Origin of the sequence: Planktotalea arctica, assembly GCF_002105285.1 — a bacterium.
In the GTDB taxonomy this organism is placed as follows: Bacteria; Pseudomonadota; Alphaproteobacteria; order Rhodobacterales; family Rhodobacteraceae; genus Planktotalea; species Planktotalea arctica.
The window spans coordinates 404,650-422,497 of record NZ_MUHR01000006.1; the positions used below are offsets into that span (position 1 = coordinate 404,650).

At 58.7% G+C, this 17,848-nt stretch carries 20 protein-coding genes; 16 read left to right on the top strand and 4 right to left on the bottom strand.

Annotated features, from left to right (window positions below; genetic code table 11):
* From B9P63_RS09205 to B9P63_RS09225, 5 genes are read left to right on the top strand one after another with little or no spacing between them, the layout of a single operon-like run.
* A complete protein-coding gene (locus B9P63_RS09205; protein ID WP_085308243.1) occupies positions 1-603 on the top strand; it encodes a LysE family translocator in 603 nt (200 codons plus the stop codon).
* A complete protein-coding gene (locus B9P63_RS09210) occupies positions 600-1,139 on the top strand; it encodes a GNAT family N-acetyltransferase (protein ID WP_425439743.1) in 540 nt (179 codons plus the stop codon). The genes B9P63_RS09205 and B9P63_RS09210 overlap by 4 nt, the downstream gene beginning before the upstream one ends.
* Positions 1,140-1,177: 38 nt before the next feature.
* Entirely contained in the window at positions 1,178-2,215 is a 1,038-nt protein-coding gene (gene obgE, locus B9P63_RS09215; protein ID WP_085308244.1) for a GTPase ObgE, read from the top strand.
* Positions 2,203-3,303 (top strand): glutamate 5-kinase, encoded by a 1,101-nt coding sequence (proB, locus tag B9P63_RS09220; RefSeq protein WP_085308245.1) that lies wholly within the window; start codon positions 2,203-2,205, stop codon positions 3,301-3,303. The genes obgE and proB overlap by 13 nt, the downstream gene beginning before the upstream one ends.
* Before the next feature lie 24 nt (positions 3,304-3,327).
* Positions 3,328-4,593: a glutamate-5-semialdehyde dehydrogenase gene (locus B9P63_RS09225; RefSeq protein ID WP_085308246.1), complete on the top strand. Its 1,266-nt coding sequence runs from the start codon at positions 3,328-3,330 to the stop codon at positions 4,591-4,593.
* Between the two features lie 15 nt (positions 4,594-4,608).
* Here the strand turns inward: B9P63_RS09225 and B9P63_RS09230 are convergent, their stop codons facing one another.
* Complete coding sequence (locus B9P63_RS09230) at positions 4,609-5,220, bottom strand: histidine phosphotransferase family protein (RefSeq protein ID WP_095533012.1); 612 nt, start codon at positions 5,218-5,220, stop codon at positions 4,609-4,611.
* Between the two features lie 26 nt (positions 5,221-5,246).
* Here B9P63_RS09230 and B9P63_RS09235 point away from each other — a divergent pair, with 26 nt between their 5' ends.
* The 3 genes from B9P63_RS09235 (at position 5,247) to olsA (ending at position 7,173) form a co-directional block, all read left to right on the top strand.
* Entirely contained in the window at positions 5,247-5,441 is a 195-nt protein-coding gene (locus B9P63_RS09235; protein WP_085308347.1) for a DUF3553 domain-containing protein, read from the top strand.
* A 125-nt stretch (positions 5,442-5,566) separates the two neighbouring features.
* Positions 5,567-6,337: an L-ornithine N(alpha)-acyltransferase gene (olsB, locus tag B9P63_RS09240; RefSeq protein ID WP_085308348.1), complete on the top strand. Its 771-nt coding sequence runs from the start codon at positions 5,567-5,569 to the stop codon at positions 6,335-6,337.
* A complete protein-coding gene (olsA, locus tag B9P63_RS09245; RefSeq protein WP_085308247.1) occupies positions 6,334-7,173 on the top strand; it encodes a lyso-ornithine lipid O-acyltransferase in 840 nt (279 codons plus the stop codon). The genes olsB and olsA overlap by 4 nt, the downstream gene beginning before the upstream one ends.
* A gap of 37 nt (positions 7,174-7,210) precedes the next feature.
* Here olsA and grxD read toward each other — a convergent pair whose 3' ends face one another.
* The 3 genes from grxD to purL all read right to left on the bottom strand — a co-directional run bounded on the left by grxD (position 7,211) and on the right by purL (position 10,069).
* Complete coding sequence (gene grxD / locus B9P63_RS09250; RefSeq protein ID WP_085308248.1) at positions 7,211-7,573, bottom strand: Grx4 family monothiol glutaredoxin; 363 nt, start codon at positions 7,571-7,573, stop codon at positions 7,211-7,213.
* 32 nt (positions 7,574-7,605) lie between these two features.
* A complete protein-coding gene (locus B9P63_RS09255) occupies positions 7,606-7,842 on the bottom strand; it encodes a BolA/IbaG family iron-sulfur metabolism protein (protein ID WP_085308249.1) in 237 nt (78 codons plus the stop codon).
* Between the two features lie 67 nt (positions 7,843-7,909).
* Positions 7,910-10,069: a phosphoribosylformylglycinamidine synthase subunit PurL gene (gene purL / locus B9P63_RS09260; RefSeq protein ID WP_085308250.1), complete on the bottom strand. Its 2,160-nt coding sequence runs from the start codon at positions 10,067-10,069 to the stop codon at positions 7,910-7,912.
* A 141-nt stretch (positions 10,070-10,210) separates the two neighbouring features.
* Here purL and B9P63_RS09265 point away from each other — a divergent pair, with 141 nt between their 5' ends.
* From B9P63_RS09265 to B9P63_RS09300, 8 genes are all read left to right on the top strand, one after another.
* Complete coding sequence (locus B9P63_RS09265; RefSeq protein WP_085308251.1) at positions 10,211-11,197, top strand: pyridoxal-phosphate dependent enzyme; 987 nt, start codon at positions 10,211-10,213, stop codon at positions 11,195-11,197.
* Positions 11,197-12,336 (top strand): M24 family metallopeptidase, encoded by a 1,140-nt coding sequence (locus B9P63_RS09270; protein WP_085308349.1) that lies wholly within the window; start codon positions 11,197-11,199, stop codon positions 12,334-12,336. The genes B9P63_RS09265 and B9P63_RS09270 overlap by 1 nt, the downstream gene beginning before the upstream one ends.
* Positions 12,333-13,082, top strand: a complete 750-nt coding sequence (locus B9P63_RS09275; RefSeq protein WP_085308252.1) for a maleate cis-trans isomerase family protein — start codon at positions 12,333-12,335, stop codon at positions 13,080-13,082. Before B9P63_RS09270 ends, B9P63_RS09275 begins: the two co-directional genes overlap by 4 nt.
* An 11-nt stretch (positions 13,083-13,093) precedes the next feature.
* Positions 13,094-13,786 (top strand): nitroreductase family protein, encoded by a 693-nt coding sequence (locus B9P63_RS09280; RefSeq protein ID WP_085308253.1) that lies wholly within the window; start codon positions 13,094-13,096, stop codon positions 13,784-13,786.
* Between the two features lie 351 nt (positions 13,787-14,137).
* Complete coding sequence (gene yajC / locus B9P63_RS09285) at positions 14,138-14,419, top strand: preprotein translocase subunit YajC (protein WP_085308254.1); 282 nt, start codon at positions 14,138-14,140, stop codon at positions 14,417-14,419.
* A gap of 36 nt (positions 14,420-14,455) precedes the next feature.
* Positions 14,456-16,117 (top strand): protein translocase subunit SecD, encoded by a 1,662-nt coding sequence (secD, locus tag B9P63_RS09290; protein ID WP_085308255.1) that lies wholly within the window; start codon positions 14,456-14,458, stop codon positions 16,115-16,117.
* Between the two features lies 1 nt (position 16,118).
* Entirely contained in the window at positions 16,119-17,090 is a 972-nt protein-coding gene (gene secF, locus B9P63_RS09295; protein ID WP_085308256.1) for a protein translocase subunit SecF, read from the top strand.
* A gap of 4 nt (positions 17,091-17,094) precedes the next feature.
* Entirely contained in the window at positions 17,095-17,847 is a 753-nt protein-coding gene (locus tag B9P63_RS09300; RefSeq protein ID WP_085308257.1) for a sulfite exporter TauE/SafE family protein, read from the top strand.
* The last annotated feature ends 1 nt before the right edge of the window (position 17,848 follow it).

The following is a 17,848-nucleotide window of genomic DNA, read 5'->3' on the forward strand; positions in this document are numbered from 1 at the left end:
ATGTCCGTCGCCGCCGGAGCCTTCCTCATTTTTGCCGCAAGTCAGGTCGCCACGCCGGGGCCAGCCAATATGGCCCTTATGGCCACAGGGGCGCGCTTTGGTTTTCGTGCGGCACTGCCTTTCGTGGCGGGCGTAGCGCTTGGCAAACAGCTTATCATCTGGCCGATCGGCTTTGGCCTGATGAGCCTTGCTCAAAGCGTGCCAATGCTTTTCACCGCGCTCAAGTATGTCTCGGCAGCCTATATTATCTGGCTCGCTTGGAAGGTCGCAAACCTGCGCCTGAACACGAACGCAGAGGCAACGGCCCCCGGTTTCGCTGCTGGCCTTATCGTGCATCCGCTTAATCCCAAGGCCTGGGCGATGATCGTTGGCGGCTTTACTGCCTTCGTCGCTCCTGGCACCCCCACGCTGGAGGCCACTGCAGTGATTGCGATATGTTTGCTGGCTTGTCAGATTATTTTACACCCGATCTGGACTTTCGCAGGGCATAAAATTGCTCAAACGGTCGCAGGCACGGGTGCGGAAACCTATCTTATGTGGACCTTGGCGGCGCTAACCGTCGCTTCGGTTCTTTTTGTTTTGTTTGCAGGAGCTTGGATATGAACGATATGACACGAGACGCGCAGCCGGTAATCACGACGCAGCGCCTATCCTTGCGCCCGTTGCAGACCTCTGATTTGGGGCTGATCAATCTACATTCAGGCGATGCGCGCGTCGCGAAAATGACCACAGATATCCCGCATCCGCTGCCACCCGGCGCGACCGAAGCGCTGCTCAAACGCGCAGCTGATCCCATGCGTAGCGAAGATTTCTGGGCCATGGATGCCAGCGTGCACGGCGGCTCTGAACTGATGGGCCTGATCTCGCTCACGCGCCTTGATAGCGCACAATCTGAGATCGGCTATTGGGTGGCACCTGCGTTCTGGAACGCGGGCACCGCGTCCGATGCGGTAGCAGCGTTGATCGATGCCAACCCGCTTGCCAATAAAACGATCTTTGCCGCGGTTTTTCAGAACAATCCGGCCTCTGCCAAGGTTCTCACCAACGCGGGTTTCGACTATATTGGTGATGCGGAAACCTATAGTGTGGCGCGCGCAGCAAACGTGCCCACATGGACCTATTTGCGCAAACTCGGCTAAGCGCGTAGACCGCGCTCAAAGCAACAGAAAGCACTGACATGAAATTTCTCGATCTGGCCAAAGTCTACATTCGCTCCGGCGGCGGCGGTGGCGGCTCTGTCAGCTTCCGGCGTGAAAAATTCATCGAATACGGTGGCCCTAACGGCGGTGATGGCGGCGGCGGCGGCTCGGTTTGGGTGGAAACGGTTGATGGTCTCAACACGTTGATCGATTTTCGCTATCAGCAACACTTCTTCGCCAAGAGCGGCCAGCCCGGCATGGGGCAGGGACGTACGGGCAAGGATGGCGAAGACATCGTGCTGCGCGTGCCCGTGGGCACCGAAGTCATGGACGAGGACCAAGAAACGGTTATCGCGGATATGACCGAACTTGGCCAGCGCGTGCTGATTGCCAAGGGCGGCAATGGCGGCTTTGGCAACCTGCATTTCAAATCAGCCACCAATCAGGCCCCGCGCCGTGCCAATCCCGGCCAAGAGGGCGTGGAGCGCACGATCTGGTTGCGCCTGAAACTGATCGCCGATGTGGGCCTTCTGGGCCTGCCGAATGCGGGTAAATCCACCTTTCTTGCGGCCACATCCAATGCGCGCCCGAAGATTGCCGACTACCCGTTTACCACGCTGCATCCCAACCTTGGGGTCGTTGGCGTTGATAACGTTGAATTCGTCGTCGCGGACATTCCCGGTCTGATCGAGGGCGCGCATGAAGGCGTGGGCCTTGGCGTGCGTTTTCTTGGCCACGTCGAGCGCTGCGCGGTTCTGTTGCATCTGATCGACGGCACCTCGGACGATGTTGCCGAGGACTACAAAACGATCATTGGCGAGCTTGAAGCTTATGGCGGCGAGCTTGCTGACAAGCCGCGCTTGACCGTGCTGAACAAAGTCGATGCGCTGGACGATGCGATGAGATCAGAGGCGAGAGCGATGCTGGAAGAGGCCTCTGGTGGCCCCGTGATGGAAATGTCGGGCGCTGCGAAGCTTGGCACTACCGAGGTGCTGCGCGCCCTGCGTGCGCAGATTGACGACAACCGTCTGCGCGCCCATGTGGGAGAGGCGGAGGATACGCCGTGGCAACCCTAAGCGACGCACGCCGCGTTGTTATCAAGATCGGCTCGGCCCTTTTGGTCAAGCAGGGCGCACTGCGTGCGGCTTGGCTGGTCGGCTTGGCCGAAGACGTGGCCATGCTGCGCGCGCGCGGTGTGGATGTGGTGCTGGTTTCCTCCGGCTCGATCGCGCTTGGGCGCGGCGCGCTGGGATTGCCGAACACGGCGCTCGCGCTGGAGCAAAGCCAAGCTGCTGCTGCGGTTGGACAAATTCGCCTCGCGCGCGCCTATGAAGAAGCGCTTGCGCCACACGGCATCACCGCCGCGCAGGTGCTCGTCACGCTAGAAGACAGTGCAGATCGCCGCCGGTATCTTAATTCTCGCGCCACGATGGAGCAGCTTCTGAGCCTCGGTGCGGTCCCGATTGTGAACGAGAATGACACCGTCGCGACCGACGAAATCCGCTTTGGCGACAACGACCGCCTCGCTGCGCAAGTGGCTGTCACCATCGGTGCTGACCGCCTTATCCTGCTCTCTGATGTAGACGGTCTTTACACCGCGAACCCCTCGATTGATCCATCCGCGACACGCTTTGATATGGTGGATGCGATTACGCCCGCGATCGAGGCAATGGCGGGGGATCCAACGTCCAGCCTGTCCAAGGGTGGTATGAAAACCAAAGTGATGGCAGCAAAAACCGCGACCTCCGCGGGCTGCGCCATGGCGATCACCGAAGGCTCGGTTATGCGTCCTGTTTCGGCGCTGGAGGCCGGGGCAAACGCCACATGGTTCACCGCGCAGATCGATCCGCACACCGCGCGCAAAGCCTGGATTTTTGCGATGAAACCACGTGGTGCGGTGCGCCTCGATGCAGGCGCGGCGAAGGCTTTGGCAGAAGGCAAATCGCTGCTGCCTGCGGGTGTGACTGAGGTTATCGGCAGTTTCGGACGCGGCGATAGCATTGCCATCGAAGCGCCGGATGCGCATATTCTGGGCTATGGGCTGACGCGCTACACAAGCCAGGAGGCCGAGGCGATCAAAGGTCATCGCAGCGGCGAAATCGAGGCGATTTTGGGCTATGTAGGGCGCGCTGCGTTGATTCACAGAGACGATATGGCGATTTGAACACGGAAGTACTGGAGGCTACGGGTGAAAGATTTTGACGACATTCCGGCCTTGATGGCCGATATTGGCGCGCGCGCTAAGGTGGCCGCTGCTACGCTTGCCACGGCCAGTGCAGAGCGTAAACATGCCGCCTTGATTGGCGCGGCGGAGGCGGTTTGGAACAGCCGCGACGCGATTATTGCAGCGAACGCGCTTGATCTGGAATATGGCCGCGAAAAGGGTCTGTCGGATGCAATGATGGACCGCCTGATGCTTGACGAAGCGCGTGTTCAAAGCATCGTGGACGGGCTGCACGCGGTGGCTGAGCAGATCGACCCCGTGGGCGAGTTGCTGCAAGAATGGGACATGCCCTCGGGCATTCATATCCGCCGCGTGCGCACGCCGCTTGGCGTGATCGGCGTGATCTACGAGAGCCGCCCAAACGTGACAGCGGACGCGGGCGCACTGTGCCTGAAATCGGGCAATGCCGTTATCCTGCGCGGCGGCTCGGAGAGTTTTCACAGCTCCAGCGCCATCCATGCAGCGCTGGTTGATGGCGTGCTCAAGGCGGGGCTTCCTGCCGATAGCATCCAGCTTGTTCCCACGCGCGATCGCGCGGCGGTTCAGGAAATGTTGACCATGACCGACACTATCGACGTGATTGTGCCGCGCGGCGGCAAGGGTCTTGTCGGCCTCGTGCAGCGCGAAGCGCGCGTGCCTGTGTTCGCCCATCTAGAGGGCATCGTGCACATCTACGTGGACGCGGCGGCGGACCCTGTGAAAATGCTCGACGTGGTGCTTAATGCCAAGACACGGCGCACCGGGATTTGCGGCGCGGCGGAGTGTTTGCTCATTCACCGCGACGTCGTAGAAACGCTTGGTCAAGGCGTGCTGCGCGCGCTGATTGATGCGGGCGTCGAAGTGCGCGCAGGCGAGGGGTTGAGCCATATCGAGGGGACGGTTCCAGCGAGCGAGCAGGACTTCGGCTGTGAATTCCTCGATATGATTATAGCTGCGAAAGTAGTTGATGATCTGGATGGAGCAATCACGCATATTCGCACCTTCGGCTCGAGCCACACCGATTGCATCCTGACCGAGGACGACGCGGCAGCGGCGCAGTTTTTTGCCCAGCTTGATAGCGCGATTTTGATGCGTAACGCCTCGACCCAGTTTGCCGATGGCGGTGAATTCGGCATGGGCGCTGAAATCGGCATTGCCACAGGCAAGATGCACGCACGTGGCCCTGTGGGGGCGGCGCAATTGACCAGCTTCAAATATCTGGTTGAGGGCAATGGTTCTGTGCGCGCCTAAACGCGAGGGGGTCTCTCAGACGCAAAGCCGCGCGCCGGCGTCCTCGCGCAAGAGGTGAACGTCGCGCCCGATCGCCTTGGCATGAAGCGGCAGGAGCAAGAATTGTACATGTGCGGGCAGGGTGGCTGGATCGCCTAGCATGTCCTCTGCTGCGTTCAAAAGCGTGTCCCACTGGGCACCGTCCAGCGAAAGACGCTCTGCATCCATGGTTAACTCCCAGCGCTGCGCCGCCCTGCGCACGCTAAGCGTGCCGCCGTAGGGCATCGCCTGCTGAGCGCATTGAATGGCGAGAAAAGCCAGTTGCACTTCGCTGCGGCTGAGGTCTTCAACAGGATCCCAATGTAGTGTCAAACGCGCGCCGCGCGACATGTCCTTGAGAATCGAGGTGATTTCCCCGCGCCCCAAAAGCTGGGTTGTGCTCGGGGCGCCGTAGGCAATGCGAAAAAAGCGAATGCGCGCGTTTGCTGCGTCCACGCTTTCGCTGATCAGCGCCATTTCCGGGCTGGCGGCTAAGCCGCTCATGCCCATCAACTCCATCCCGTTGTTGATCGCGCCGAGCGGGCTTATTAGATCATGGCAGATCCGCGAACCTACCAATGCGGCAAATTGCAAGCTATGCTTGCCCATTATATTCTCCTATGAAAGCGGCCCTGATGAATGATTTTGACGATATGAATGCCTTTCTTGAACCCGGCATGATCGTGCGCCACCCGTCGCAGCCCGACTGGGGTATGGGGCAGGTCCAATCGGTGATCGATGGGCGCATTACGGTTAATTTCCGTGAGCAGGGAAAGGTTGTCATTGTCGGATCTCAAATAGCTTTGGTGCCTGTCTTTGATGCTGGGTAGAGGTTAATTTTACATAAATCAATCTTAAGTTGTATTTGATCTCTTTTGGAGGGAGTTTTGCACGCTTGTACCTGCGACGTGCTTTTCGTAAGTCTGCGCGCAAAGCTCAGGAGCCGATCTTGCCGATGCCGCAGCCGCAATTCGACGTGATTTTCGCACGCAGCGCAGAAGACCTTCGCGCGGCGCAAGCGCTGCGATATGAGGTGTTCGTAGAGGAACTTGGTGGGGACGGCACCATGGTCGATCACGCTCGCAGGCTCGAGATCGATGCGTTCGATGCGCACTCCAGCCATCTTTTGCTGCTCGATCGCGCGCGCGCGGGCGGCGTTGAGAGGCAAGTCGTCGGCGCGTACCGCTTGCTTGACGAGAACGGCGCGGCGCGGGCGGGCGGGTTTTATTCCGCGCGCGAATATGACCTTTCCGCGCTTTTGTCATCAAAGCGTAAGTTGTTGGAATTAGGGCGTTCCTGTCTGCATAAGGACTACCGCGGTGGATCAGCGATGCATCATCTTTGGACCGCACTCGGGGGCTATATCGCGGCGCAAAAGACGCAAGTTCTGTTCGGGGTTGCCAGCTTCCATGGCACGGATATGAGCCGCCTTGCCGCGCCATTGTCACTATTGCATCACCGTCATCTTGCGCCTGTTGATCTGCGCCCGATCGCCAAGCCGCCCTTCGCCGAAATGGATCAAATTGCGCCCGAAACGCTTGATCGCAAGGCCGCAATGGTGCAGGTGCCGTCGCTTATCAAAGCCTACTTGCGCCTTGGTGGCTGCGTCGGGCAAGGGGCCTATCTCGACCACAGTTTCAACACGACCGATGTGTGCCTTGTGCTTGATGTGGCACAAATGAGCGAAAAACAGCGACGAATTTACACGCAAGGGCGAACGCGATGAGCATGTCTTGGCAATCGAGTGATGATGGCAACATTGATCTTAGCGTACTTGGCCCGCGCGATTGGCTGCGATTTACGCGGCGCGCGTTGCCACTGGCGATTCTGGTGTTTAGCTGTTTGATCCTGCTGTTGGCGGTGCGCCTGATCGAGCGGCCTCTCTTTGGCATGCGCCGTCCGGTGACGCCCTATATCACGCAGTTTGTGTGCAGAAACGCCTTTCGGATCATGGGGATGGGCTTTTCCGTTAAAGGCGCACAGATGACGCAGCGCGGTGCAGTGGTGGCCAATCACAGCTCGTGGTTGGATATTTTTTCGCTGAATGCGGTCAAACGCGTGTATTTTGTGTCTAAATCAGAAGTGGCGCAATGGCCCGGTATCGGCTGGCTCGCGCGTGCGACGGGAACGGTGTTTATCGCACGCGATCCAAGGAAAGCGCACGCACAAAAAGAACTGTTCGAGGCACGCCTCAAAGCAGGGCACAAACTGTTGTTCTTTCCCGAGGGCACATCGACCGATGGTTTGCGGGTTTTGCCCTTTAAATCAACGCTGTTTGCGGCGTTCTTTGCGCCCGAAATGCGTGATATTCTATGGGTGCAACCGGTAAGCGTTAACTACTACGCCCCAGACGGCGAAGAGGCGCGGTTTTATGGATGGTGGGGGGACATGGATTTCGCGCCGCATCTGGTGAAAACACTTGCAGCAAAGCGGCAGGGGCGCGTCGAGGTGATTTACCATACACCCTTGCGCGTCGCAGAGGCGCAGAGCCGTAAATCATTGGCGCTGGACTGCGAGACCGCCGTGCGCAGCGCTCTTACCGGCGCGGCGCACGAGGTCTAAGGGAGCACGATTTCTTAGGAAAGGTCGTGCTCGTGGATCAACCGTTTGCTTCGCGGATCTTATCTGCCGCGTCTTTGTCAAACGCGATCGACTGCTCTGTGAAGAGCGTGTCGAGCTCGCCCGAAAGCGTCATCTCCGTGATGATATCGCAGCCACCGACAAATTCACCCGCAACGTAGAGCTGGGGCACGGTCGGCCAGTCGGAGAAATCCTTGATGCCTTGGCGCAGGTTTTCATCTGCAAGCACGTTAACATCTTGAAATTCAACGCCCATATAGTTTAGCACGCCGGCCACACGCGAAGAAAATCCGCACTGCGGCATCTCTTTTGTGCCCTTCATGAACAGAACCACAGAGTTGTCGGTGACGGTCTTTTGGATGGTCTCTTTTACGTCGCTCATTGTCGTCTCCTTTTGCGCAAAAGCGCGAATATTTAGCTAGGTGCTTTTGTCGTCAGGGCCAGCGCGTGCAATTCACCCGCGCTGCCGTCCATCTTGCCTTTGAGCGCTGCATAAACTGCGCGTTGTTGTTGCACGCGGTTTTTGCCTTTGAACGAGGGATCAATCACTTCGGCTGCGAAATGTTGACCATCATCGCCTTGCACTGTGATCTGCCCTTCGGGAAATCCTTCGCGCAAAAGCGCTTCAATCTCTTGTGCCGTGATCGCCATGGTTAAGCCTTTCGTAAACTACGTTACCCCAGATGTAGAAGCCGTGCGGTGGCCAAGCAAGGGGCGCTTAGGAAAAGAGGGAGGGAAAAACGCCCTCGGAGAGGGCTTTGAGTTCGGACAGGGGCGCAGAAGAGCTGCCAAAGCTCACATCATCGCCGCCGAATTTACCGACGAAAGCGATGTGCACGCCTGCTTGGCCCGCCGCACCCATAAGCGCCTCGGCCTGATCGAAGTTGCACGCGATGAGGTAGCGCGCCTGATCCTCGCCAAAGAGTTCGGGCGTATCTGCACTATCGAGCGCGACGCCCACATCTGCTGCCGCCGCCATTTCATAGGCCGCCAGCGCGAGGCCACCATCAGAAAGATCGGTGCAGGCTTTGATCCAAATCCGGTTGGCGCGGATGAAATCGCCGTGTTTCACTTCGAGCGCCAGATCAACCATTGGTGCATCACCCTCGACGCGGTTAAACACTTCGGCCAGCAGCGCGGATTGGCCAAGGTGTCCGGCGGTTTCGCCGATCACGATCGCCACATGGCCGTCGCGCACGCCGTCGTTGATCAATTCGTCCTCGGACGCGAGCAGACCGACAGCGCCGATCGTCGGCGTCGGCAGGATACCCGTGCCGTCCGTTTCATTGTAAAGCGAGACGTTGCCAGACACGATCGGCATATCGAGCGCTTTGACCGCCTCGCCGATGCCCTGGATCGCACCAACGAATTGCCCCATGATTTCGGGCTTTTCCGGGTTGCCGAAGTTCATATTATCCGTCGTCGCCAAGGGTTTGGCACCCACCGCCGTCAGGTTGCGATAGGCTTCGGCGACCGCTTGCCGCCCGCCCATCACAGGGTTCGCCATCACGTAGCGCGGCGTCACATCGGAGGTAAACGCAAGCGCTTTGCCCGTCCCATGCACGCGCACGATGCCAGCGCCTGCGCCGGGAATGCGGATCGTATCGCCCATGACCTGCGCATCATATTGCTCGAACACCCAGCGTTTAGAGGCGTAATTCGCACATGAAATCAAAGCCTTGAGACCATCAACAGGATCAATTTGCGGCACGTCGCTCAGCGGTTCGGGCGCAGGTGTGGGAATCCATGGGCGATCGTATTCAGGGGCGGAGGAGGCGAGTTTGCTCAGCGGCAGGTCCGCTTTGACTTCGCCGTTGTGCAGAATGAGAAAGCGGTCTTCGGCAATGGTTTCGCCGACAATGGCAAAATCGAGATCCCATTTGTCGAACACGGCTTTCGCCTCTGCCTCAAGCTCTGGTTTCAGGACCATCAACATGCGTTCCTGAGATTCAGACAGCATCATCTCATAGGCGCTCATGTTGGTCTCGCGCACGGGCACGAGTTCGAGATCAAGGCGCACGCCAAGCCCGCCTTTGTCGCCCATCTCTACGGCTGAACATGTCAGGCCAGCAGCGCCCATATCCTGGATCGAGATCACAGCACCAGTTTGCATCAGCTCTAACGTGGCTTCCATCAGGCGCTTTTCGGTGAAGGGATCGCCGACCTGAACTGTGGGGCGTTTCTCTTCGATCGTGTCGTCAAATTCAGCGGACGCCATCGTCGCGCCGCCAACGCCGTCTCGGCCTGTCTTTGCACCAAGATAGACTACAGGCATGCCGATGCCTGACGCGGCAGAATAGAAAATTTTGTCCGTATCCGCGAGGCCCGCCGCGAATGCGTTCACAAGGCAGTTGCCATTATAGGCCGGATCAAAGCGTACTTCGCCGCCAACGGTGGGTACGCCGAAACAATTGCCATAGCCGCCAACACCCTCAACAACGCCGTTGACCAGCTGACGGGTTTTGGGGTGCGATATCTCGCCAAAGCTGAGGCTATTCATCGCTGCGATGGGCCGCGCGCCCATGGTGAAGACGTCCCGCAAGATACCGCCAACGCCAGTCGCCGCGCCTTGATAGGGCTCGATATAGGAGGGGTGGTTGTGGCTTTCCATTTTGAAAACAACCGCTTGGCCGTCGCCAATATCCACGATGCCTGCGTTCTCGCCGGGGCCGCAGATAACCTGCGGACCCTCCGTTGGCAGGGTGCGCAGCCATTTCTTCGAGGATTTATACGAGCAATGCTCGTTCCACATCGCCGAGAAAATGCCGAGCTCCGTATAGCTTGGCTCGCGGCCGATAATGCCCAGAATGACTTCGTATTCGTCAGGTTTCAGCCCGTGGGCGGCGATCAGATCAGCGGTGATGTCAGGCTCTTGCATCCGGTTTGGTCCCCAAAGCGTAAAGTTGCGCCCCCTTTACTGGCAAAGGCGGGCAGGGGCAATGCGGCAAGCGGGGCATTTGAGGCGTTGACCTGTCACGGGTTTTGCCGTGAGGTGCACAATTATCGCAGGGAGCAAAATATGCAGGTTATCGAAAATCCGTATCGCGGCGTGGGCCTTGGTGCTGGCATGCAGAGCGTGCCTAGCCCGTCAATTGACGCGGCTGCGCCGCGCGCGCTGCTCGATCGTTGCCCTGTGCATAGCGTGGCACCGATGGTGTCTGCGCTGGGTTTGAACATCAAGGACGAAAGTGGCCGTATGGGGCTTGGCAGTTTCAAGGCTTTGGGTGCGGCCTATGTGATCGCGCATGAGGCGCAGGCAGGCTCGTTAGAGGGGCGCACCTATGTAACCGCCAGCGCTGGCAATCACGGCATGTCGGTCGCGGCAGGGGCAGCGGTGTTTGGCGCAAACGCGGTGATTTATCTGGCTGAAACCGTGCCAAGCGCTTTCGCGGATCGTTTGCGCGAAAAGGGCGCGGAGGTCGTGATCGAGGGGAGCGATTACGAGGCGAGCATGGCAGGCGCGCAGGCGGCGGCGCAGGTCAATGGCTGGACCCTGCTATCGGATAGCTCGTGGGACGGGTATTTCGATCTGCCGCACCGCCTGATGGAGGGTTATCTGACCATGGCGGCGGAATGCACGGAGCAAATGGAAATGCCAACGCATATCTTTCTGCAAGCGGGGGTCGGTGGATTGGCCGGTGCCTGCGCGGCATTGTTCCGCGATATCTGGGGCAATGAACCTTTGATCACGGTGGTCGAGCCGGAATTTGCGCCTGCGCTTTTTGGCTCGATCAAAGCAGGCGAATTTACCGTTTCCAAGGGGCCTGTGTCGGATATGGGGCGGCTGGATTGCAAGGAGGCCTCACTCATAGCGCTTAAAGGCCTGTCGCGCGATGCGGATGCTTTTGCGCTGATTTCGGAGCAGGAGGCCATGGCCGTGCTCCCTCAATTGGCCGCGCTTGATCTGGCATCCAGCACCTCTGGCGCTGCCGGAATTGCGGCGGCTTTGCTGAGTGATTTGCCAAGCGATGCGCGCGTACTGTGCATTCTGAGCGAGTGCGCGTGATGCTGCCGCGCGCCGAATATCTAAGCCGGATTGAAGGCGTGCAAACGCGCATGGCTGCGCAGGGGCTCGCAGCGCTTTTGCTAACGCAAGAGGCGGACATTCGCTATCTCACGGGGTATCTGACGCGGTTTTGGGAAAGCCCGACGCGGCCTTGGTTTTTGGTGCTGCCTTTAAAGGATCTGCCCATTGCGGTGATCCCCTCGATTGGCGCAGCGCTTATGGCAGAGACGGTGGTGGAGGATGTTCGCACGTGGTCTGCGCCGGATTATGGCGATGATGGCGTCTCCTTGCTTGCCAGCACGCTGCGCGAGGTGGCGGGCAATGGGCGTATCGGCACGCCTTTTGGAATCGAGAGCCATCTGCGCATGCCCCTTGGCGATTGGGCGCGGCTTAGTAAGGAGCTGCGGATCGGCGGCGATGACGCTGTTATGCGCGCCGCGCGTATGGTGAAAACTCCGGTTGAGGTAGAGGCGATCCGCATCGCCTGCCAGATTGCGGGCAGCGCTTTCGCGCGCGTGCCGGAAATTGCCTGCGGTGGCATGCCCTTGTCGGATGTGTTTCGCCGCTTTCAAATTCTGTGTCTGGAGGAGGGCGCGGATTGGGTGCCCTACCTCGCGGGCGGCGCGGGGCCTGAGGGCTACGAGGATGTGATTTCACCCGCCAGCGATGCGCCCTTGCAAAGCGGCGATATTTTGATGCTCGATACAGGCGTGATCAAGGATGGCTACTTCTCTGATTTTGATCGCAATTTTAGCGTGGGCGCGCCAAGCCTTGAGGCAGAGCGCGCTTACGATACGCTGATGCACGCGATGCAAGCGGGCGAAGCGGCGCTCAAACCCGGTAACACCGCGGCGGATGTATTTCACGCAATGGACCACGTCTGCACGGGCGGCAGCGGCGGGCAAAGCGCGGGGCGTTTGGGGCATGGATTGGGACTACAATTGACCGAAGGGCTGTCGTTTATCGCGGATGACCATACGGTGCTTGAGGCGGGGATGGTGATCACGCTTGAGCCGGGTGTCTCAGTAACGGGTGGGGCCGGGCTGATGGTACATGAGGATGATTATGTGGTGACAGATACCGGCTGGGAGCGGCTATCCCCCGCGCCGCCCGCGCAGATGATCAGGCTGCACACATGAGCCTGCCATACACACTCGCGCCGCAAATCGGCACCGCCGGGCGGCTTGGCTTGATCGTGCTGCAATCGGACGAGACGATGGAAGCGGAGCTGCGCCAAGCCTTGCCGGGCGATGATGTGGCAGCCTTTGTGTCGCGCATCCCAAGCGCCAGCGAAGTTTCAAATGAGAGCCTTGCCGCGATGGAGGCGGGATTGCCGCGCGCGGCTGGTTTGCTGCCCAAGTCGGTGGCGTTTGATGTGGTCGGTTATGGCTGCACGTCTGCGTCCAGCGTGATCGGAACAGAGCGCGTCGGCAGTCTCATCAATGCGGGATGCACTTCTTCGCATGTGACAAATCCTGTTACGGCTTTGGTTGCGGCCTGCCGAGCGCTGGGGGTCGGCAAACTGGCGCTTTTGACGCCCTATACCGAAGCGGTAAGCGAAAGCCTGCGATTGGCCTTGGCGAAAGAAGGCATAGAAACCCCCGTTTTTGGCACATTCAACGAGCCCGTGGAAACCAATGTCGCGCGGATCGATCCCGCTTCGATCAGGGAGGCGGCGATCAAACTGGGGCAGGACAGCGCCGCAGAGGCGGTTTTCATGAGTTGCACCAACCTGCGCACGTTTGATATTCTGGCCGATGTAGAGAGCGCCTGCGCCAAGCCTGCGCTGTCGTCAAATCAGGCCTTCTTCTGGCATATGTTCGCGCTTGCGGGGATCAAACCCGCGCGCCGCGGCGGCCTGCTCTGGCAACGCGAAATCACTTAAGGACAGTTTATATGTTTGCACGCGAAAAACTCGATTACACAGCGCTGGATCTGCCGGACCGCATGAACATGGACGATGAGGCCAGTTTAAAGGCCGCGCTTGGACATCTTGATTTCATGCGCAAGCGACATTCTGTGCGCGAATTCGAAGCCACGCCTGTGCCGCGTGCGGTCATTGATGCGGCGATCACCGCCGCCGGGTCCGCGCCCTCGGGGGCCAATCACCAGCCTTGGCATTTTGTGGCGATCTCCAACCCAGAGCTCAAACATAAAATCCGTTTGGCCGCAGAAGAGGAAGAAGAGAAATTCTATGCCGGCGGGGCGAGCGATGAGTGGATCAAAGCGCTAGAGCCGATTGGCACGGACGCCAGCAAGCCACACCTTGATATCGCGCCATGGTTGATCGTGATCTTCGCGCAGCGCTGGGGCGAGTTTGATGACGGCACGCGCTACAAAAATTATTACGTGCCTGAAAGCGTCGGTATCGCGACGGGTTTTTTGATTTCTGCACTACATCACGCGGGGCTAAGCTGTCTGACGCACACGCCCAACCCAATGAAATTTCTGAACGGCGTGCTGGGGCGACCTGCTTCTGAAAAACCCGTTATGATTCTTGCGGTGGGGCATCCGGCAACGAACGCAACGGTGCCGAGTGTTGCCAAGCTCAAAAAACCGTTGGAACAAATATCGACGGTCTTTGAATAAAACAAAGCGAGCGGGAAAGAAGAGCGCGCAAAAAAAAGGCCGAGCACAGAGGCTCGGCCGAAGTCCAACAGGGAGGTACAAGAACGAAACGCCGAAGCGCCAACGATGTTCTCATGGAGCTGAAATAGGAGGCATGGCGGCGCGCTTCAAGGCACTTAATGCCGCAGTTGCAGCATTGCTGCTATGCGGCTGCTGCATAGCTTGGTCACACACCGGGTTTTGCCACGATTTTTGAACCCTCGTAAAGGGCGTTCAAGCCCCATTGCAAAGCGGGGTCGCAGACCCTAGGTTCTGGCCAAATTCGCATATGGCTTTGCGCAGCAAGCCTAAATTCAAAAAAGGACTCTCCCGATGGATGGCATTGCCCAATTTGTTCCGCTTATTCTAATCTTTGCGATCATGTATTTTCTACTTATTCGTCCACAGCAGAAGAAGCTTAAAGATCATCAAAAAATGGTCGAGGGCCTGCGCCGGGGCGATCAAGTCGTCACGCAGGGCGGTCTTATCGGTAAAGTGACCAAGGTCAAAGACGAGAACGAGATCGAAGTTGAATTGGCAGAGGGCGTTAAAGTGCGCGTCGTGCAGTCCACCATCGCCAATGTGATCAACAAGACCGAGCCAGCAGCGTCCTAAACGGGCGCAGCAAGGCTGGCGCGAGAGGCCGGACATATGTTGCAAATTGACCTGTGGAAACGGGTGGTGATCTGGGCGGTTTGCGCTATCGGATTGCTGCTGGCGATTCCGAATGCCTTTTATTCGAAAGTGGAGCAGCACAATGACGCGCTGGCCGCGATCGAAGTGTCCGGCAGCACTGACGAATTAGATGCGATGGTGGCGCTCTGGCCTGAATTTCTGCCCTCCGGACTTGTCAATCTTGGTCTTGATCTGCGCGGCGGTGCGCATCTGCTGGCCGAAGTGAAGGTTGCGGATGTGTACGCGGCACGAATGAAATCGTTTTGGCCTGAAGTGCGCGACGCGCTGCGCCCAGAGCGCGCCGCGATCGGCACGATCCGCCTTCAGCCCTCTGCGGGGGACGTGCTCAAAGTGCGTATTTCGCAGCCCGAGGGCATGGCGCGCGCGATCGAAGTGGTGCGTGGATTGTCGCAGCAGGTGGTTTCGCTCTCCGGTGTCGGATCTAGCGATATCGAAGTAAGCGGTGATGACGGCGTTATCACGGTGCGCCTGTCGGAGGCGGAAAAGCGCGCCACCGACGAGCGTACGATGCAGCAATCGCTTGAAATTATCCGCCGCCGTATTGATGAAGTGGGCACACGCGAGCCGACGATCCAGCGCCAGGGCACGGACCGCATCTTGATTCAGGTGCCCGGCATCGGATCGGCGGCAGAGCTGAAAGCGATCATCGGCACCACTGCGCAGCTGACGTTCCAGCCGGTTGTTTCGCGCGGCTCGAACGCCAATGCTGCGCCGGGCGTGGGCAATGAAATCATGCCCTCGCTGGATGAGGAGGGGCAGTATTACACGCTCGAATCCGCCCCCGTGGTCACGGGCGAAGAATTGGTCGATGCGCAGCCTGCCTTTGACCAGAACGGTCGTCCTGCGGTAAGTTTCCGTTTCAATCCGACGGGCGCGCGCAAGTTTGGCGATTATACCGCAGAAAATATCGGCAATCCCTTCGCCATCGTGCTGGACGCGGAAGTCATTTCCGCGCCGGTCATTCAAAGCCATATTGCGGGCGGTTCAGGCATCATTACCGGCAATTTCTCGGTCGAGGAATCGACCAATCTCGCGGTGCTCTTGCGTGCGGGCGCACTGCCTGCGGGGCTCGATTTTCTGGAAGAACGCACCATCGGTCCCGAGCTTGGGGCAGATAGTATCCAAGCGGGGCAGATCGCCTGTATCGTCGCCTTTGTCGGCGTGCTGGTGTTCATGTTCCTAAGCTATGGCACGTTCGGCCTGTTCGCCAACATTGCGCTTATCATCAACGTCGGCCTGATTTTCGGCCTTCTGAGCATGGTCGGCGCGACGCTGACCTTGCCGGGGATCGCGGGGATCGTTCTGACCATCGGCATGGCGGTGGATGCCAACGTGCTGGTGTTCGAGCGTATCCGCGAAGAAGTAAAATCTGCAAAAGGGCCGGCGCGTGCGATCGATCTTGGTTATGAAAAAGCGCTGAGCGCGATCATCGACGCCAACCTGACGACTTTCATCACGGCTGTGATCCTCTTCGTCATGGGCTCCGGTCCTGTGCGCGGCTTTGCGATCACGCTCGGCCTTGGCATTCTCACATCGGTCTTTACCGCCATCTTCGTCACGCGCCTGATCGTCGTGATGTGGTTTGAGCGCAAACGCCCAAAAACGCTGGAGGTGTGAGATGCGCCTAAGACTGGTTAAACAAGACACCAATTTCGATTTCTTCTCGCGCTCGCGCACTTGGCTCGGCATCTCTCTGGTGATGATGGTCGTCGCCTTCGGCTCGTTCCTCGTGCAGGGATTGAACTACGGGATCGACTTCAAGGGCGGCACCACTGTGCGCTCGCAAAGCACATCGCCCATCGACGTAGGCGCTTACCGCGATGCGATCGTGCCGCTCGGGCTTGGGGATATCTCCATTTCCGAAGTGTTCGACCCCGGTTTTGAGGCGGATCAACATGTGGCGATGATCCGTATCGAAGCGCAAGAAGGCCAGGAAGCCGTGGACTCAGACGTCATCGCGACGGTTCTGGGCGCGCTGCAAACCATAGCGCCGGACATCAAGTTCGTGTCGGTGGAATCGGTCGGGCCGAAGGTCTCGGGCGAGTTGATTCAGACAGCGGCCATCGCGGTCGTTCTCGCGATTGCGGCGGTTCTGATCTACATCTGGCTGCGCTTCGAGTGGCAATTCGCCGTGGGCGCGGTCGCGGCGCTGGTGCATGACGTGATCTTGACGATCGGGGTGTTTTCCGAGCTTCAGATCAAGTTCGATCTGGCGATTATCGCGGCTTTGCTGACCATTGTGGGTTATTCGCTGAATGACACTGTGGTCGTGTTCGACCGCGTTCGCGAGAACCTACGCAAGTACAAGAAGAAGCCGTTGAAAGAGGTGCTTAACATCTCGATCAACGAAACGCTCAGCCGCACGTTCATGACCTCGGTCACAACGCTTCTGGCGCTCATGGCGCTGTTCGTGTTGGGGGGCGATGTGATCCGCGGCTTCGTCTTTGCGATGATCTGGGGCGTGATTGTGGGAACATATTCCTCGATCTTCGTAGCCTCTGCGATCCTGCTTTGGTTGGGTGTGAAACGCGATTGGACGAACAAGCCCGACGCGAATGCAGGTACGCAATTTGCCAATGTAGATGCCTAAGTAGATGCTTGAATTACTCACATCAGCCCTCGTAACCGACGGGCTGATGTGGATCGTTTTCGCCGCCTTGCTGGCAGGGCTGGTGCGCGGATTTTCGGGTTTTGGCACGGCGATGATCTACCTGCCCATCGCCAGCCAGTTCCTCACTCCGGTTGAGGCGCTCGTGACGCTCACGATCATGGATAGCCTTGGCCCGATCCCCGCCATTCCCCGCGCCGTGCGCGAGGCGGATTGGCCTGACCTGCGCCGGCTTTTGCTCTCACTGGTGTTCTTTTTGCCTATCGGACTTTGGCTGCTGGTTTCGGTGCCGCCCGAAACCTTTCGGCTTTCGGTGTCAATGGTATCGCTGCTGCTATTGGCTGCGCTCATCCTTGGCGTGCGCTATCAGGGCCGACTTAGCCCGCCAAAAGTGTACGGCGTTGGCGGCGCGGCGGGCCTGCTTGGCGGTGCGGTCGGTCTGCCGGGACCACCGGTCATTCTGTTCTACATGGCCAGCTCCCATGCGCCGAATGTGATCCGTGCAACAGTGATGATCTTCCTGTTTTCCTTTGATCTTATCTTGATTACGATGCTGGGATACAAAGGGCTGCTTTCGCTTTCTGGCCTTGCGCTGGGATTGATACTGGCCGCGCCGATGCTGATTGGTACGATGCTTGGCACATGGCTCTTTCGCCCGAGCTATGAAAAGCTATATAGAGCCGCAGCCTATGTGATTATCGGGGTTTCGGCCCTGCGGGGATTGCCAATTTGGGGGTGAC

Excerpts from the sequence above, each read along its gene's own strand:
- secF (WP_085308256.1), top strand. The coding sequence starts at position 16,119 with ATGCGCCTAAGACTGGTTAAACAAGACACCAATTTCGATTTCTTCTCG.
- olsA (WP_085308247.1), top strand. The coding sequence starts at position 6,334 with ATGAGCATGTCTTGGCAATCGAGTGATGATGGCAACATTGATCTTAGC.
- yajC (WP_085308254.1), top strand. The coding sequence starts at position 14,138 with ATGGATGGCATTGCCCAATTTGTTCCGCTTATTCTAATCTTTGCGATC.
- purL (WP_085308250.1), bottom strand. The coding sequence starts at position 10,069 with ATGCAAGAGCCTGACATCACCGCTGATCTGATCGCCGCCCACGGGCTG.
- B9P63_RS09265 (WP_085308251.1), top strand. The coding sequence starts at position 10,211 with ATGCAGGTTATCGAAAATCCGTATCGCGGCGTGGGCCTTGGTGCTGGC.
- B9P63_RS09235 (WP_085308347.1), top strand. The coding sequence starts at position 5,247 with ATGAATGATTTTGACGATATGAATGCCTTTCTTGAACCCGGCATGATC.
- B9P63_RS09280 (WP_085308253.1), top strand. The coding sequence starts at position 13,094 with ATGTTTGCACGCGAAAAACTCGATTACACAGCGCTGGATCTGCCGGAC.
- grxD (WP_085308248.1), bottom strand. The coding sequence starts at position 7,573 with ATGAGCGACGTAAAAGAGACCATCCAAAAGACCGTCACCGACAACTCT.
- obgE (WP_085308244.1), top strand. The coding sequence starts at position 1,178 with ATGAAATTTCTCGATCTGGCCAAAGTCTACATTCGCTCCGGCGGCGGC.
- B9P63_RS09275 (WP_085308252.1), top strand. The coding sequence starts at position 12,333 with ATGAGCCTGCCATACACACTCGCGCCGCAAATCGGCACCGCCGGGCGG.
- olsB (WP_085308348.1), top strand. The coding sequence starts at position 5,567 with ATGCCGCAGCCGCAATTCGACGTGATTTTCGCACGCAGCGCAGAAGAC.
- secD (WP_085308255.1), top strand. The coding sequence starts at position 14,456 with ATGTTGCAAATTGACCTGTGGAAACGGGTGGTGATCTGGGCGGTTTGC.
- B9P63_RS09300 (WP_085308257.1), top strand. The coding sequence starts at position 17,095 with ATGCTTGAATTACTCACATCAGCCCTCGTAACCGACGGGCTGATGTGG.
- B9P63_RS09270 (WP_085308349.1), top strand. The coding sequence starts at position 11,197 with ATGCTGCCGCGCGCCGAATATCTAAGCCGGATTGAAGGCGTGCAAACG.
- B9P63_RS09205 (WP_085308243.1), top strand. The coding sequence starts at position 1 with ATGTCCGTCGCCGCCGGAGCCTTCCTCATTTTTGCCGCAAGTCAGGTC.
- B9P63_RS09255 (WP_085308249.1), bottom strand. The coding sequence starts at position 7,842 with ATGGCGATCACGGCACAAGAGATTGAAGCGCTTTTGCGCGAAGGATTT.
- B9P63_RS09230 (WP_095533012.1), bottom strand. The coding sequence starts at position 5,220 with ATGGGCAAGCATAGCTTGCAATTTGCCGCATTGGTAGGTTCGCGGATC.
- B9P63_RS09210 (WP_425439743.1), top strand. The coding sequence starts at position 600 with ATGAACGATATGACACGAGACGCGCAGCCGGTAATCACGACGCAGCGC.